The sequence below is a fragment of the Mesobacillus sp. genome (assembly GCF_057785455.1).
In genome coordinates this window covers 91,422-107,592 of sequence record NZ_JBYNSB010000055.1, presented here as the reverse complement: position 1 = coordinate 107,592, position 16,171 = coordinate 91,422, and the positions used below count along the sequence as shown (strand labels likewise).

The 16,171-nt window shown below is 44.2% G+C and carries 13 protein-coding genes; 8 read left to right on the top strand and 5 right to left on the bottom strand.

What is annotated here, in order from left to right; translation table 11 throughout:
- Positions 1 to 217 precede the first annotated feature (217 nt).
- A complete protein-coding gene (locus tag AC3EBE_RS20420) occupies positions 218 to 1,162 on the bottom strand; it encodes a Gfo/Idh/MocA family protein (RefSeq protein ID WP_488596859.1) in 945 nt (314 codons plus the stop codon).
- Between the two features lie 254 nt (positions 1,163 to 1,416).
- Here AC3EBE_RS20420 and AC3EBE_RS20415 point away from each other — a divergent pair, with 254 nt between their 5' ends.
- Both AC3EBE_RS20415 and AC3EBE_RS20410 read left to right on the top strand, forming a co-directional pair.
- The gene (locus AC3EBE_RS20415) at positions 1,417 to 3,771 is read left to right on the top strand and encodes an immune inhibitor A domain-containing protein (RefSeq protein ID WP_488596914.1); all 2,355 of its coding nucleotides are present in this window, start codon (positions 1,417 to 1,419) and stop codon (positions 3,769 to 3,771) included.
- Between the two features lie 118 nt (positions 3,772 to 3,889).
- Positions 3,890 to 5,182 carry a GntP family permease gene (locus tag AC3EBE_RS20410; protein ID WP_488596858.1) on the top strand — a complete coding sequence of 431 codons (1,293 nt, stop codon included), beginning with the start codon at positions 3,890 to 3,892 and terminating at the stop codon, positions 5,180 to 5,182.
- 38 nt (positions 5,183 to 5,220) lie between these two features.
- On the opposite strand, the gene AC3EBE_RS20405 is transcribed toward AC3EBE_RS20410, so the two are convergent.
- From AC3EBE_RS20405 to AC3EBE_RS20390, 4 genes are all read right to left on the bottom strand, one after another.
- Entirely contained in the window at positions 5,221 to 5,571 is a 351-nt protein-coding gene (locus tag AC3EBE_RS20405) for a hypothetical protein (protein WP_488596857.1), read from the bottom strand.
- An 88-nt stretch (positions 5,572 to 5,659) separates the two neighbouring features.
- A complete protein-coding gene (locus AC3EBE_RS20400) occupies positions 5,660 to 6,151 on the bottom strand; it encodes a GNAT family N-acetyltransferase (protein WP_488596856.1) in 492 nt (163 codons plus the stop codon).
- 339 nt (positions 6,152 to 6,490) lie between these two features.
- Positions 6,491 to 8,152, bottom strand: a complete 1,662-nt coding sequence (locus tag AC3EBE_RS20395; protein WP_488596855.1) for a glutamine--tRNA ligase/YqeY domain fusion protein — start codon at positions 8,150 to 8,152, stop codon at positions 6,491 to 6,493.
- A gap of 156 nt (positions 8,153 to 8,308) precedes the next feature.
- Complete coding sequence (locus tag AC3EBE_RS20390) at positions 8,309 to 9,958, bottom strand: M20/M25/M40 family metallo-hydrolase (protein ID WP_488596854.1); 1,650 nt, start codon at positions 9,956 to 9,958, stop codon at positions 8,309 to 8,311.
- A 358-nt stretch (positions 9,959 to 10,316) separates the two neighbouring features.
- On the opposite strand from AC3EBE_RS20390, the gene amyS reads away from it, so the two are divergent.
- From amyS to AC3EBE_RS20360, 6 genes are all read left to right on the top strand, one after another.
- Entirely contained in the window at positions 10,317 to 11,843 is a 1,527-nt protein-coding gene (amyS, locus tag AC3EBE_RS20385; RefSeq protein ID WP_488596913.1) for an alpha-amylase, read from the top strand.
- A 117-nt stretch (positions 11,844 to 11,960) separates the two neighbouring features.
- Positions 11,961 to 12,560: a DUF421 domain-containing protein gene (locus tag AC3EBE_RS20380; RefSeq protein WP_488596853.1), complete on the top strand. Its 600-nt coding sequence runs from the start codon at positions 11,961 to 11,963 to the stop codon at positions 12,558 to 12,560.
- A 417-nt stretch (positions 12,561 to 12,977) separates the two neighbouring features.
- A complete protein-coding gene (locus tag AC3EBE_RS20375; protein WP_488596912.1) occupies positions 12,978 to 14,129 on the top strand; it encodes an MFS transporter in 1,152 nt (383 codons plus the stop codon).
- Between the two features lie 119 nt (positions 14,130 to 14,248).
- Complete coding sequence (locus tag AC3EBE_RS20370) at positions 14,249 to 15,007, top strand: threonine/serine exporter family protein (protein WP_488596852.1); 759 nt, start codon at positions 14,249 to 14,251, stop codon at positions 15,005 to 15,007.
- Between the two features lie 15 nt (positions 15,008 to 15,022).
- A complete protein-coding gene (locus AC3EBE_RS20365; RefSeq protein WP_488596851.1) occupies positions 15,023 to 15,466 on the top strand; it encodes a threonine/serine exporter family protein in 444 nt (147 codons plus the stop codon).
- Positions 15,467 to 15,602: 136 nt separating this feature from the next.
- Positions 15,603 to 16,133, top strand: a complete 531-nt coding sequence (locus tag AC3EBE_RS20360) for a PadR family transcriptional regulator (RefSeq protein WP_488596850.1) — start codon at positions 15,603 to 15,605, stop codon at positions 16,131 to 16,133.
- Positions 16,134 to 16,171 lie beyond the last annotated feature (38 nt).

The following is a 16,171-nucleotide window of genomic DNA, read 5'->3' as shown; positions in this document are numbered from 1 at the left end:
CCTATCAAAGGGATGTACAAAAAAAGAAACAGGACCGTATTTTAAGGACAAATTTTAAAAAAGGAAATGAAACCGACGAAGTATTCATCGAGGTTCAATACAATCCGCAATTATGCTGTGACACTATTGTAATTGACGACAGTTTTACGGGAGAATAATATTAAAAACGCACAGGATTAAAATCCTGTGCGTTTTTTGTGTATAGGCAGGTATGCCATTATCCTTTTCTAAGCTCTTCAAGGACAATCTGTGCTTCATATCCAGCGGTGAAATCAATAACCACTGCTTCCTCACGTTTAATAGCTTTTACAAGGTTGTCAATCAAGGAATCTGCCAGTGGGCTGTCGGCTTCAAGAGGACTTATTGCCTCGCCAAGCTTCCCGCCCTTGAGCTCACCCCAGTTCAACAATGCCAAAGTTCCTTCCGTGCCATATGCAGTGAAAGCAATTTCCTCTTTCCCTACAATCTGGCTCAGACCATCAATCATCACAGGAGTGCCGTCTGAAAGCTCCAAATTTGCCAAAATACCATTCTCACAGGCAAGTGGATCTTCAGGGAATTGAATTTGTACGTTCTTTACCGTAACCGGACCGAAAATTTTCTGGATTTGCTGGATATAGTGAATGCCAACCTCCAGCACATATCCTCCCTGCTCCCGGCTTGCTACCCAGGCATTTTGCTGCCAAGGGCGCGGCCACTCCGGAAAATGCATTTTCAGCTGCAGCCTCCTGAGCTTGCCAATATAGTTTTCTTTGATCATTTTTTCAAAAGACTTCGCCGCCGGACTGTAATTGAGCGGGAAATTCATGGCATGCACAACGCCGGCAGCCTCGGCCTGATTTCTAAGGCTTTCTGCTTCCTTAAGCGAATTTGCCAGCGGTTTTTCGCACAAGATATGTATTCCTTTTTCCAAAACATCAGAGGTAACAGCGTGATGAAACTTTGGAGGAACTGCCACATAAACCAGGTCCAGCTCCACTTTTTCGAGCATTTCTTTATGATCGAAAAAAGCGGGAATTCCTCCAAGCTGATCAGCAACTTCCTTCGTTCTCTCCTCAGCCGTATCGCAAACAGCAGCAATCACCGTTTCGGAATGATTCTCAAAACCCTTAATCAGGCGCTGGCCAATCGCGCCCAGTCCTATTACTCCAACTTTTATCATAGGGGAACCTCCAGATGTTTTTTGAATTTAATTATACTAATCTTTTGAAAATAGTTCAGTAGGAAAACGAAATAACCAATTTAGAACACAATAGATTGTAGAAATAGAGATTAATTTGACGAATATATTAATAATTTAAAATATTGAAAATATTTTATAGAACTGATAGAATAGCGTTGCATTAATACTATTTTAGGGAGAGTGGTTAAAACTTGAAAAATAAACTAGGTTTGAAAGTCCTATCGAGTTTAACTATGACAGCAATGCTTGCCAGCACGCTGGCATTCGCTTCAAATGGTCCTGCAGCAGTAAAGGCTATCGAAGCACCTGGTCAATCCAGCCATCTTGGAGGAGCACCAATTGATCTGGGTATAGCTAACGATGAAAGATTAATAGAAATGTTAAAGAAAAGCGGGAAAATCGCTAAAGATGCAACGCCTCAACAGGCAGAAGCAGCCTTGCAAAAATATCTGCAAAACAAGGCCGCCGGGACCCAAAAGGATGCCGGTGAGCTGCATAAACATGAGAAAGAATTAAAAAGCACAATGAATGAAAAGTTAACTTCAGCTGGTTTAGTTAACGGTAAAGGCAATAAGGCAGGTCAAACGAAGAATAGCGTGGTCGCTCCTGTCCAAGAGGAAGCATGGAACGGCGGCAAGAGAGTGGACAACGTTCTTGTTCTCCTGATTGAATATCCTGACTACCCTGCAACGAAGATTACTTCTAATGAAACAGATATGTTTTATGATGAGTATGTTAAAGAACATTATACAGATATGATTTTTGGAGACAATGGATATGCAGGGCCTAATGGGGAAAAACTCGTATCCGTCAAACAATATTATGAGCAGCAATCGGGTGGAAGCTATTCCATCAATGGACAGGTAGCAGGATGGTATAAAGCATCTCAGCCAGCTGCCTATTACGGAGGAAATAACTCCAGCGGTAGTGACAGCAACGCTCGCGGTCTTGTAAAAGAAGCTTTATATGCTGCTGCAGCTGATAGATCGGTAGATTTGAATAAATATGATCAGGAAGATCGGTATGACCTGGATGGTGACGGAAACTACCGTGAACCAGATGGCCTGATCGACCATCTGATGGTTGTTCATTCATCTGTTGGCGAAGAAGCTGGTGGCGGAGCATTAGGTGAAGACGCTATCTGGTCCCATCGCTGGAACCTGGGAGGAGTGACAACCCTTCCGCGTACAAAAACGAAAGTCCCTTACTGGGGCGGCAAACTGGCTGCTTATGACTATACAATCGAGCCTGCAGATGGAGCAGCTGGGGTATTCGCTCATGAATACGGCCATGACTTAGGCCTTCCTGATGAATACGACACCGTTTACAGTGGTGCAGGTGAAGCTGTAGCCTACTGGTCCATCATGGCGAGCGGAAGCTGGGCAGGAAAGGTTCCTGGTACAGAACCAACAGGGTTCAGTCCATATGCAAGGGAGTTCCTGCATGCAACGATGAAAGACAGCAACTGGCTAACTGGATCGACCATCCATGCTAATGAGGTCACTAGCAAAGGAACTGAAATCCTTTTAGACCAGGCTAATTCAAAGGGTACACAAAATGATGCTGTGAGGGTAGACCTGCCAGACAAAGTGATAAACATTAATACACCAAAAACCGGAACTTTCGAATATTATGGCGGCAAGGGTGATGAAATAGACCATAAGATGGCCACAACTGTCGATTTAACTGGCGTGGCAAGCGCAAATCTTGAATTTGATGCCTGGTATGACATCGAGGAGAATTGGGATTATGCAATGGTTCAGGTATCTACAGACGGCGGTGCTACCTGGAAGTCATTGGCTACTGAAAATACTGATTCAAATCTTGTAGCAGATGGATATCCTGATATTTTCCCTAACCTTCCAGGATATACAGGAAGCAGCAATGGCTGGATTCATGAATCGGTATCCCTGGATCAATATGCGGGACAAAAAATTCAGCTCCAATTCCGTTATATGACAGACTGGGGCACATCATTGAATGGATTCTTTGTTGACAATGTGAAGGTAACTGCAGCTGGAAAAGAAATTTTCGCGGATGGAGCCGAAGCAGCTTCACTATTTACATTGAACGGTTTTGAACAGCACAAAGGGAAAGAAACTTCTGCTCATTATTATTTATTGGAGTGGAGATCCCATAACGGCGTTGACCAGGGATTGAAAAATATCAAACGTGGAGCAAGCTTGATGACATATGATGATGGTCTTGTTGTATGGTATGTCGACAATGGCTTCGAGAATAACTGGACAGGTGTACACCCAGGAGAGGGATTCCTTGGAGTGGTAGATGCTGACCAAACGACAAACAGATGGAGCGATGGAGCATTGGCATCAACACGCTACCAAGTCCATGATGCTGCATTTAATCAGGACCCATCTGAAAATATGTACTTGGATTACTCTGCTTTACTTGGCATCACCATGAAGGATAATATAACTTCAGGAAATCCTATCTTTGATGACAGTATGGATTATAGTAATAAAGGCTTGGTGGATGCAGGACGCAATGTGCCTAAATATGGCCTGAAATTCCGTGTAGTAGGGAAGAGCACTGACGGTACGGTCGGTAAAGTATTAATCTATAAGTAAAAAAGATCTGGGCGCTGCCGCGTTTTTCGGCAGCGTTTTTCATTTCCAGCCTTAAAAGATGTTCAACTCCACCTAACTGTATTAATATTTTAGTAGAACATCTTTCGGAGGAACTCATATGACAGAGGCCACAATCCACTGGGGCGGAGCAATTCTAGGTTTAATCATCGCCATTATCCTTATTTTTAAAAGAGTGAATCCCGTATACGCTCTGTTTACCGGTGCGATTGCGGGCGGGCTGGCTGGCGGGGCATCACTTGATGAAACAGTCAGTATTGTAATCGAAGGGACGAACAGTGTGATGCCGGCGGTAGTCCGCATTTTGGCGGCTGGTGTGCTGGCCGGTATCTTAATAGAATCCGGTGCTGCAGAAAAAATGGCGGAAACGATTGTTGCGAAGCTGGGTGATCGGAAAGCGATTCTGGCAATTGCGCTGGCATCGATGATCATTACAGGTGTAGGCGTGTTTGTTACGGTCACAGTCATCATAATCGCCCCGATTGCCCTTTCGGTAGGCAGGAAGACGGGTCTCTCGAAGCCATCTATTCTTATTGCGATCATTGGAGGAGCAAAGGCAGGGAACATCATCTCCCCGAACCCGAACACCATTGCAGTTGCAAAGGGGTTCGACGTTGACCTCTCCCAAGTCATGCTTCATGGATTTTTACCCGCAGCAGGTGGAATCATTGCAACAGTAATCATTGCCAGCTTGCTTAGAAATAAAGGTTCCAAGATAAGTGAAGCAGATCAGATGGATACGATAAATCCTGAGGACAAGCCCAGCTTTGGAAAAGCGATTGTCGCTCCTGCGGTTGCCATCGGATTGCTCGCAATGAGTCCGCTTGGCGGCATGCTGAATATTGATGTGCTCGCTTCTGTGAAAATTGACTCCATGATCATCCTGCCATTTGCGGGTATTGTCGGCCTGATTGCCATGGGGAAGTTTGATAGGGTTATAGAATACACAACATCCGGATTTAATAAGATGACCGGTGTAGCAATGATTTTGATTGGAGCAGGGTCGATCGCAGGGATTATATCAAAATCGAATTTAAGCAGTGTCGTCGTAGACGGCATCAGTGCTGCTGGCATTTCAGGAACTCTGCTGGCCCCGATTGCCGGCATTTTGATGGGCGGCGCGACAGCTGCAACCTCTACAGGCACAATCGTTGCCGTTGGAACTTTTGGCGAGGCAATCATTCATATGGGCATCGCTCCTTTAAGTGCTGCGATCATGGTTCACGCAGGGGCAACCGTGCTTGACCATCTGCCGCATGGAAACTTCTTTCATGTATCTGCTGATGCGGTAAAAATGAACATAAGGGAACGCATGACATTGCTCCCTTATGAGACAGCAGTGGGATTCATCATGACTATCATCGCTACGATCATCTATGGATTTATATTATAAAAAATGCCTTTCCGCTCTGGAAAGGCATTTTTAAAATATTAGTCAATATCAGGCTGAAATCCGATTAATTTCGCTTTTTTATCCGCTTTAGGGTCTGAATCAGGAAAGGTGATAATAGAAGCGATATATTCCCAGCGAAGGAAAAGATGTGTCGTGCAGGTTTCCTCCACTTGTTCGGGTTCAGGAATCGTAGTTCCATCTTCCTTTTGTACAGGAGTGCGCTTATAGCAAGGGTTCTCCACCCAAATCCCCATGCTTTCAGCGTGTATCATTTTCACGAGATACCACTCATCCGGCTGATAGATGCCTGTAACATCACCTATCATATTTTCCGGAAAATTCTTAAGCTTGATCTGGACCTTCTGATTTACATATGAATCTAGAAACATAGCCATTCTCCTTTCACAAAAAAACTCATCCTATAACTACTTCCTTTCTGGACAAATTTTAAACATGAAAAAAAGGCCAATAAGGCCTTTACAAAAATAACACTCGCAATTCTTCATCGTAATAAGTATCTCCAATGCGCAACGCTCTTTTTTCAAGACCATATACTTCAAACCCAAGAGAGGAGTATAGCTTCTTGGCGGATTCATTGCTGTTCACGACCTGCAGGTGGATTTGTTCAATCGTTCCCAGCTTACGTGCTTGCGCAATCGCGGCTTCAACAAGCATTTTTCCGACACCTTTTCCACGCATGCTTTCAGCAACATACATCGCAAAAATGCTGGCGCGATGCTTCATTTTAACCTTGCCCTCTGGGAATAGAGTGACTACGCCAACCAGTGATCCCTTTTCGAAAGCTCCAAACGTGAATACCGATGGCAGGCTTGTCCGGTATTTTTCAACCGGGGCTTCCTTCTCCTCTTCATAGCTTGAGCCGAATGCCTCAGGATGCAATTTCAAGCTCTCGAGCCGGATCTTACGATAGATTTCAGCATCCTCAGCACCTAAACGTCTGATTTCCATACCCATTCACCCCTGTAAAATAAGCTGAGTACATAGTTTCAATATAGAGGAGCAGATTTCCTTTTAAATCCGCTAAATAAAGAGCATTAATAGTCGGGAAATTTTGCAAAACGACTTATAATGCCAGTTGGATCTGATTTAATTCCAGTTGGATCAAATTTAATTCCAGTTGAGTGAAGGATAATTCCAGTTGGACCATACTTAATAACAGTTGACGCAATTATTTTACTAGTAGACCCAAATTACCTGTTCAGAGCCCAATATAAAAGCTATATCAAAAATGTCACACCACAAAAAAATCCCCAGGCACAATGCCCAGGGATTTCATTTATCAACATCTTATAGCTTGAATGAACTCTTCAGCGAAACGATGAGGTTGAATACTTTCTTGTCTTCTGTTGTGTGTTTTGGATCGACGTTGAAGTAGCCGTGGCGGAAGAACTGGAATTTGTCCTGCGGCTTGGCGTCCTTCATGTTTGGCTCGATGAAGCCGTTCAACACCTCAAGTGATTTTTCATTCACATTATCAAGGAAGGATTTGTTTTCCGCTTCATCAGCCACTGCTTCCTCGTTCTCATCGAGAATAAGCGGTTCGTAAAGGCGGAATTCTGCAGGAATGGCATGAGTTGCATCCACCCAGTGCAGTGTTCCTTTTACCTTGCGGCCCGTGAAGCCTGAGCCGCTTTTCGTTTCTGGGTCATACGTGCAGCGAAGCTCGACCACTTCACCGTTTTCGTCCTTAATCACTTCTTCACACTTAATAAAATAAGCGTGCTTCAGGCGGACTTCATTGCCAGGGAAGAGGCGGAAATATTTAGCCGGAGGATTTTCCATGAAATCGTCCTGCTCTACGTAGATTTCACGTGAGAATGGAATCTTGCGCATGCCCATTTCCGGATTCTCAGGATTGATTTCAGCATCAAGCCATTCTACTTCTCCTTCAGGGTAGTTTGTGATAACTACCTTCAAAGGACGAAGGACGCCCATTGTACGCGGTGCCTTCAGCTTAAGGTCTTCGCGCACAAAGTGTTCGAGCATTTGGACGTCAGCTGTTGCGAATCCTTTGGATACACCGGTTGCCTTTACAAATTCCCGGATTGCTTCAGGTGTATAACCTCTTCTTCTGAAACCCGAAATAGTCGGCAGGCGAGGATCATCCCAGCCGTCCACATATTTTTCTTCCACAAGCTGCTTTAATTTACGCTTGCTCATGACGGTATTTGTCAGGTTCAGGCGGCCGAATTCGATTTGCTGTGGAGTGGCTTCCATCTCACATTCGCGGACAACCCAGTCGTAAAGCGGGCGCTGATCCTCGAACTCAGTCGTACACAAGCTGTGGGTAACACCTTCAATCGCATCCTCAATTGGATGGGCGAATGCATACATCGGGTAGATGCACCATTTGTCTCCAGTGTTGTGGTGTGTCGCATGCGCGATGCGGTAAATGACAGGGTCACGCAGGTTGATATTAGGTGAGGACATATCAATCTTGGCGCGCAATACTTTTTCACCATTAGCGAATTCACCGTTCTTCATGCGCTCGAACAGGTCGAGGTTTTCTTCGATCGAACGGTTGCGATATGGGCTGTCTTTTCCAGGTTCTGAAAGGGTTCCACGGTATGCGCGGATTTCATCTGCAGATAAGTCATCCACATATGCCAGGCCTTTTTTAATCAGCAGGACTGCGCGCTCATACATTTCGTCGAAATAATTTGAAGCAAAGAACAAGCCGTCCCATTCAAAGCCGAGCCATGCGACATCTTCCTTGATCGCGTCAACATATTCCTGGTCTTCCTTCAGCGGGTTTGTATCGTCAAAGCGAAGATTTGTTTTTCCGCCAAATTCATCGGCCAGGCCGAAGTTGATGATGATGGATTTGGCATGGCCGATATGTAGGTATCCGTTAGGCTCTGGAGGGAATCGGGTCACGACTTTATCACGTTTGCCGCTCTCCAAATCTTCTTTAATGATTGTTTTTATAAAATTAGAGTTCTCTTCCAATTCGTATCAGCCTTTCCTTTGGTCAGTTTCATTATGTCTATTTTAATGATTACTATAATATATTTCCACTGAACTCTATAGTAATAAGAAAAAAGCGGAAATACAAGCCTTCGTTAAGTTAAAAAGGCGCCATTTTAAAGGCACCTTTGATCAGCATTACCCTATCAGATTCCTGATTACTTCATTCGTCAGATTAGGGACCACTTCCAGGGAGTATTCCATTTCCGTTCGCTCATAGCGTTTATGCGCATCAAGTCCATATGGCCCGATATTAATGACAGGGACATTCAGCTGGCGGATGTCCTGGTATTCCACATAGAATTTGGTTCCCCAGCTTGGATTATTCCTTGAAGCAGCATCAAGCGCTTCGTCATCATCACTCAACGCAACAAAGCTCATATCTGAAATATAAGGGAAAAAACTGCGTACGACAATTGGCTCTTTGTATTCCGTCTGAACCATCGTGACTGCCTGCTCCAAAGCTTCAATCAATTTGCGTTCGTCCTCCGTTTCACCCGTTACTTCGATCCGCGGTGAATACAGGGAAGAGTAGAACAAGATCATCGCCGGGCTCTGGTCAGGCATCCACTTCCAGGCTTCCTCAACGACTCGCGCCGCGTACATCCTCACATCAAGGCTCACATCCAGCAGCAAAGTTTCCTTGAAGGCTGTCATATAATCCGTATATTTCGGCCCATGAAATGCTGTCAGTTCTTTTTCCATTTCCTCATAAGTCATCACCCGCGGTTTCCATCCCAGTTCCTTGCAAGGTTCACCGCTGATTTTGCAGTAGCGCTCATAGCGTTCATAATACAAATTCAATGCGTTCTCAAAGGCAATATGCGCTTGCTCCTTCAATTTCTCCAGTACATCTTTTGGCGTCCAGGAATGGATGAAGAAGTTGTAGTAAACATACGCCGACAGAGCTGTCTGCACCGTATAGTTGGGCTTAAGGTCCATCTGCTTCAATGAAACAGGAGGCATGGTGATCTCTCCGAACGCTTCGTTGCAAAGTTCCGGGTTATAGTCAATCTGCCTGGTCAATTCCGCCGCGAGCAGATTAGGGTCCAATCCTTCAAAGGCAGAGCCAACATGGGTTTCCGCCCCAGTGATGAAAAAAGAAGGGAGGAGCTTTCCGACTGTTCCTTTATAAATATACCGATTATTGTCTCCTTGATGACGAGGCGAGACAAAATCACTATTGATTGCAGCGACATATTCGAAACCGTGTTCTTCCTTCCACTCATTCAAATTTTTCAATGCAGAAAGAACTCCATTCGAGCTGTCCTCTTCATCGCACTCTGATAAAAATACGAGATTGCCCTCAAGTTCCTCAGGATGCTCAGAATAATACTTCAGCAAATAAAGGTGTGACGCAAGACCGCTCTTCATATCGAGCACGCCGCGGCCAAACATCCACTCGCCAGATTCTGCCTGCTTCTGGACCAATGAAGGAAGTTTTTCCTTTTTCAGCTCGACAAGCAGCTCATCCGGATCAAATGCCTTGTCGGCAAGCTGGGTAAAATCGTCGACTCCTACTGTGTCCATATGGCCCATCAAGATCACGGTTTTATTGCTGTTCCCTTTTGTTCCTTTTACAAAAGCAAGGACATTATACCGCTCCAGCGTATCATTATAGGTTTGCGGCTTGATCACATGTGTTGGATTTTCAATGAAATAAGGAAAGGAGGAAATCATCGTATAAAGTGCCTGGGCAATTTCCTTTTCTCCATTCGTGTTAACAATGCTCCCGATGTTCACCAGCTGTTTCGTATAAAATAAAACCTCATCCCGGCAATTCAGCATCTAAAGCATCTCCCTTCAGACTATTCTGGTTTTAATTACAAGCTATCGCAAATCCTCTCGAAATACAACAAGAAAAAGAGACAGCCGCGACTGTCTCCTCGGACCATAAAAATCCTGATTTCCCCGGAATTTCTTATTGTTCTTGAAAAAATAAGCTAAGCCACAATATCTAAATAAATGGAACAATGTGGGTTTGGTCATTTGGGGTTAGTACATATTACTCGTTTTTGTTAACCTTGCAATTTATCAATTTATCAATTAATTACCAGAAAGTATAATAGATTAATGCAAGCGTTTTCATTTTAAAATATTAAATTGGAGAAAGGCGTGGAAATGGATGAAAAGAGTAAAGATTGCAATGGTTTTAAGTCTGGCTGTCATGCTTTTGCTTTCGTCGATTGGGCCTGTGGACAAGGCTGGGGCAGCAACGGCAACGAACGGAACGATGATGCAGTATTTTGAGTGGTATCTTCCTAATGATGGCGCACATTGGAGTCGGTTGCAAAATGATGCTGCCAATCTTTCAAGTAGAGGCATTACAGCAGTTTGGATTCCGCCAGCTTATAAAGGAACCTCACAGAACGATGTTGGATATGGTGCCTATGACCTGTACGATCTTGGCGAATTCAACCAAAAAGGGACTACAAGAACAAAATATGGTACTAAGGCACAACTGAAGTCTGCCATTTCAACGCTGCATAATCAGAACATTGATGTATATGGCGATGTAGTCATGAACCATAAAGGCGGTGCAGATTATACAGAGGCTGTAACAGCCGTAGAAGTCGACAATAACAACCGCAATAATGAAGTTTCCGGTGACTATCAGATTGATGCGTGGACAGGCTTTGATTTTCCGGGAAGGGGGAATACCTACTCAAGCTTTAAATGGCATTGGTACCATTTTGATGGAACTGACTGGGACGAAAGAAGAGATTTAAGCCGGGTTTACAAGTTCAGGGGAACCGGCAAGGCGTGGGACTGGGAAGTATCAGGTGAACGCGGAAATTATGATTATCTTATGTATGCTGATTTGGACTTCGGCCATCCGGATGTAGCAAATGAAATGAAAAATTGGGGAACCTGGTATGCAAAGGAATTGAATCTTGATGGCTTCCGCTTGGATGCTATTAAACATATCAAGCATGACTTTCTTCGTGATTGGGTCAATCATGTAAGGGCACAAACAGGAAAAGAAATGTTTACCGTGGCCGAATACTGGCAGAATGATATCAACGCGCTAAATAACTACCTTGCAAAAACGAATTATAATCAGTCTGTGTTCGATGCACCTTTGCATTACAACTTCCACTATGCTTCCACCGGCAATGGCAATTATGATATGAGGAATATCCTGAATGGAACAGTGGTAGCAAATCATCCGACGCTGGCAGTAACTCTAGTTGAAAACCATGATTCACAACCGGGGCAGGCACTTGAGTCAGTCGTCAGCACCTGGTTCAAGCCGCTTGCATATGCCTTTATTTTAACGAGAGAGCAAGGATACCCATCAGTATTCTACGGCGACTATTATGGCACAAAGGGGAACAGCAGCTACGAGATTCCTTCTTTAAAAACCAAAATTGACCCTATCTTAACGGCTCGTAAAAATTATGCCTATGGAATCCAGCATGATTACCTCGATCACTGGGATATAATTGGCTGGACCCGTGAAGGCGATGGTACTCGGCCGAATTCAGGGCTGGCGACGCTTATAACTGATGGGCCTGGAGGTTCAAAGTGGATGAATGTCGGCAAGCAAAACTCTGGGGAAGTTTGGTATGACATTACCGGAAACCGCACCGGGACAGTCACAATCAATAGCGATGGCTGGGGACAGTTTTATGTGAATGGCGGTTCTGTATCGGTATATGTACAAAAATAATCCTGCTAAGCGGCAATCCTATTTATAGGATGCCGTCTTTTTAATTCAACGGATACTGGTTCATAAAATTTCCCTAATTGGAGATATTACTAAGTGTATTTTTTAGGAGGGGATAAAATGGACTTCACCTTTATCTGGCAGGCGTTTGTGCTGATTGTGTCAGGGATCCTGCTATTGAGGATTGCCGGCCGCAAATCCATTTCGCAGATGACACTTGCACAAACGATTGTCATGATTTCAATTGGGACGATCATTGTCCAGCCAATCGTTCAGAAGAGCATGATTAAGGCAATTTCCGGTGCCGCAATTTTCGTGATAGCAATCGTCCTCATCGAATTCCTGGAGCTTAAATTTAATTTCTTTGAGAAGTTCATCACTGGAAAGTCCAAGGTGGTTGTAAAAGACGGACAGCTGAATATTAAGACTTTAAAAAAACTGCGCCTGACGGTTGATCAGCTGGAGATGAGAATGAGGAATCAAGGGCTTGCCAAAATCGAAGACTTGAAAATGGCCACGATTGAACCAAATGGGCTGCTCGGCTTTGAGCTGAAGGACGACGCAAAACCGCTGACTGTCGGTGAGTTCAGGAAAATCCTGAATGATTATCTCCCAGCGATGATTGTAAATACAGCAAGCACAGATGTGCCATCTAGTCCTAATATTTTTGATGAAATAAAGAAGGACGAAAATCAGAATAATCCGGATTATCTGCAGTAATGGATTTCTCCTTTCAATATCTTGAAACCTGTGCTATTATTTAGAATTACGAAATATAAATGTTGAAATCTTCTCACCTGCAGAAGATTTTTTTCTTTTTTGGCTTTGTTAAAGTTGAATTTTGATTTTTAAACCCTGTTTCTCTTCGTTCCAGGCGCGCAGACTCCTGCGGGATGAAGCGGGCAGGTGAGACCCCGGAAGAAATGGTCCGAAAAGAAGGGACCATTTTTCCCCGCAGGAGCAAAGCGGCGAGGAAGCTCACCGCACGCCCCGAGGAAAGCGAAGCGCCTGGAACGGAAATCAACAGCCTTGTTTAACAGAGCTTCTATTTTAAATAAAGATTTTGATTCAAAGGGGGAAATTTACTTGTCAGAAATAAAGAAAGAGCCATTATGGACTTCTTCATTCATAAAATTGATGGTGGGCAATCTATTCATCTTCATGTCCTTCCAGATGCTGATTCCAACACTGCCCCCTTATATAAAATCAATCGGCGCAAGCGGGACGGAAATAGGCCTTGTGACAGCATTATTTTCAATAGGTGCGGTACTGAGCAGGCCGTTCATTGGATTTTTGCTAGAGTATAAAGCGAGAAAGCCGCTTGTATTGATTGGAGCGGTGCTGCTGCTGCTGATTACCTTCTTATATCCGCTGTCTCAGGTGGTTGTCATTTTCCTTGCGTTCCGTCTCCTTCATGGCCTTGCATGGGGCTGGTCTACGACGGTTAACGGGACAGCAGCTGTTGATGTCATCCCGAACTCACGCCTGGGAGAGGGTATGGGTTATTATGGTTTATCGATCACCATTGGTATGATTATCGCCCCAAGTCTCGGGATATTCTTGTTCCAGGTTACGACATTCACTAATCTGATCTACATTTCAGGCGCATTAGGCGTCATCGCTTTGATCCTTATGGCTTCTGTGCGCTACCAGACACCTGAACTCGTAGTGAATACAAAAAAAGAGGACCTGAAGTTTTCGTATATCGGATCCCTCGTTGATAAATCAGGCTGGTTCCAGGCAATGCTTACTTTGCTGATCAACCTAGGCTACGGAACGATTGTTACGTTCATTGTTATCTTTGGGGAAGAACGCGGAATTGACCAGATCTTCCTGTTCTACCTGTGCAACGCGATTATGGCATCATTATCACGTCCGGTTGCAGGGAAATGGTTTGATAAAAAAGGACCAGTGGGACTTGTATTGCTTACAATTTCCATCACGTTCATGGGCATGTGGGTGCTTTCTTTAGCTCATTCCAACATGATGATTGCCCTTTCAGGTGTTCTCTTCGGTGTCGGCTTTGGTTCACTGATCCCGACCCTGCAGTCATGGACATTATCACAGACACCAGCAAACCGCCGCGGCGTGGCCAACGGAATGTTCTTTTCTTCGATTGACCTTGGGATAGGTATAAGTGGATTAGTGTTCGGGATTCTTGCTCAGTTTGTGGAAATCGGATCATTGTTCCAAATCTCGAGTGTGTTTATCGCTGCTGCATTCATTCTGACGCTTCTCGCAAGCCGCAGGACAAAGGAAGTCCGCCAGCCGAAGGAAGCTGTTTCATAATAAAGGAAGAAACAGCCTGTCCATCTTGGATCAGGCTGTTTTTTATTAGGTTGCTTAAAAGCACTGTTATGATTTAAACTGTTAAAATATAACGCACGGATTGGTAAGTGAGGACAGATATGGATAATCAGGATCAAACGTTTGAAGTCATGCGGGCATGCCTGCTTGCAGGGAAAATCATGCTTCAAAGCGGAGCGGAGACTTACAGGGTTGAGGATACGATGTCGCGGATGGCTTCTGCATTCGGAATAAGCGATACCCACAGCTATGTGACGCCAACAGGAATCATTTTTTCAGTTGAAGGGGTTGGGCCCGAACGCACAAAGCTTGTCAGGATTTCCGACAGGACAACCGATTTAAGGAAGGTTGCGATGGTCAACAGTGTATCCAGGAAAATAACCAGCGGTGAGATTGGGCTTAAGGAAGCCTGCAAGCTGCTAGCGGACCTTGAGAATGCAGACCTTAGTTACTCCTTTTACATTCAGTTTGCAGCTGCAGCGATTGCCAGCGGCTGCTTCACAATCATGTTCAAAGGAAGCTGGCTTGATTTCTTGCCAGCGATGGCTGCTGGCGGAATTGGCTATTTCCTTGTCGTTTATTTTCACCGAATTGTCCCAGTAAAGTTCTTCGCCGAGTTCCTGTCTTCGTTTTTCATCGGAATGGCGGCTTTCTTTTTCGTAAAATTCGGTCTTGGACAGGAACTTGATAAAATCATTATTGGTTCGGTCATGCCGCTTGTCCCAGGATTGCTGATCACGAATGCTGTCCGCGACCTGATGGCCGGACATCTCGTTTCAGGACTGTCAAAGGGAGCAGAAGCATTGCTGACTGCATTTGCTATTGGCTCCGGTATCGCCGCCATTTTATCATTCTTATAAGCAGGAGCAATAGCCATGATCTATATCGAACAGCTAATAACAAGCTTCATAGCATCCGCTGCCTTCGGAATTATTTTTAACGCGCCAAAGGAATCATTGTTCAAGTGCGGATTTTCAGGCATGGTTGGCTGGATGGTCTACTTCGCCCTTGATTACAATGGATTTGGAACGGTGTTTGCAACCTTGATGGCTTCTTTTTTAATTGCAGTCGTCAGCCAGGTGTTTGCGAAGGCATACCGGACGCCCGTGATTATTTTCAGCGTGGCAGGAATCATTCCCCTTGTGCCAGGAGGCCTTGCCTATGACGCGATGAGGCACTTCGTTGAGAATGACTATAGTATCGCGATTTCGCTTGCAGCGAAAGCATCAATGATTTCAGGAGCCATCGCAGTTGGACTGGTTTTTTCCGAGGTCATCAACCAGGTGATCCGCCGCTCCAATTTGGGGCCAGCCAAATAATCTTAAGGATGAAGACTCAATTCAGGTTGGGTCTTTTTTGTCGAACGAATTTCAGTAATAGGTCGTTGACATTTATTAGGGAAATGAATAACATATAGATATCCAACGTTGGGTATTTTATATTGGAGGTTTTAGGTTGTCTAAATTAATCATTCTTGGATTATTAAAAAATAAGCAAATGCATGGGTATGAGATTCAAACAATTATCCAGGAGAGCAGGGTGGACCAATGGGCAAATGTTCTATCAGGTTCTATATACTACGCCCTTAATAAAATGGAGGCGGACGGCAGTATTGAAACGGTTAAGGAAGAACGTAATGGAGCAAGAATCCGGAAAATCTATGCTATTACCGGAAAAGGAGAAGAAGAATATGTTCATTTGCTTAAAGAATATTTAAGGAGCCAGCCTCATACGCTGAAATCTGATTTTATGCTTTCATTAGCAATGGTTGATCAGCTGCCGAAGGATGATGCCATTGAAATTCTCTCGGAAAATTTAGCAAGACTTGAAGAAGCAAAGAAAAACTGGGAAATTGGGAAGGCCGCCAAAGGAAGTTCGGGTGCTTTCCATGAAATTATGAATCTTGCCTTTGATAATACTTTAAAAATCATCGAGACAGATATTGAATTAGTAGAAAAAGTAATGAAGTATTTGGAAGCAAAATGACTTTTCAGAATTGAAAAGTTGTTTTTTTAACCTTATTA

What these genes read in the sequence shown, in the direction of transcription:
- AC3EBE_RS20400 (WP_488596856.1), bottom strand. Translation starts at nt 6,151, where the DNA reads ATGGAAATCAGACGTTTAGGTGCTGAGGATGCTGAAATCTATCGTAAG.
- AC3EBE_RS20410 (WP_488596858.1), top strand. Translation starts at nt 3,890, where the DNA reads ATGACAGAGGCCACAATCCACTGGGGCGGAGCAATTCTAGGTTTAATC.
- AC3EBE_RS20420 (WP_488596859.1), bottom strand. Translation starts at nt 1,162, where the DNA reads ATGATAAAAGTTGGAGTAATAGGACTGGGCGCGATTGGCCAGCGCCTG.
- AC3EBE_RS20405 (WP_488596857.1), bottom strand. Translation starts at nt 5,571, where the DNA reads ATGTTTCTAGATTCATATGTAAATCAGAAGGTCCAGATCAAGCTTAAG.
- AC3EBE_RS20375 (WP_488596912.1), top strand. Translation starts at nt 12,978, where the DNA reads ATGGTGGGCAATCTATTCATCTTCATGTCCTTCCAGATGCTGATTCCA.
- AC3EBE_RS20415 (WP_488596914.1), top strand. Translation starts at nt 1,417, where the DNA reads ATGACAGCAATGCTTGCCAGCACGCTGGCATTCGCTTCAAATGGTCCT.
- AC3EBE_RS20390 (WP_488596854.1), bottom strand. Translation starts at nt 9,958, where the DNA reads ATGCTGAATTGCCGGGATGAGGTTTTATTTTATACGAAACAGCTGGTG.
- AC3EBE_RS20370 (WP_488596852.1), top strand. Translation starts at nt 14,249, where the DNA reads ATGGATAATCAGGATCAAACGTTTGAAGTCATGCGGGCATGCCTGCTT.
- AC3EBE_RS20380 (WP_488596853.1), top strand. Translation starts at nt 11,961, where the DNA reads ATGGACTTCACCTTTATCTGGCAGGCGTTTGTGCTGATTGTGTCAGGG.
- amyS (WP_488596913.1), top strand. Translation starts at nt 10,317, where the DNA reads ATGGTTTTAAGTCTGGCTGTCATGCTTTTGCTTTCGTCGATTGGGCCT.
- AC3EBE_RS20365 (WP_488596851.1), top strand. Translation starts at nt 15,023, where the DNA reads ATGATCTATATCGAACAGCTAATAACAAGCTTCATAGCATCCGCTGCC.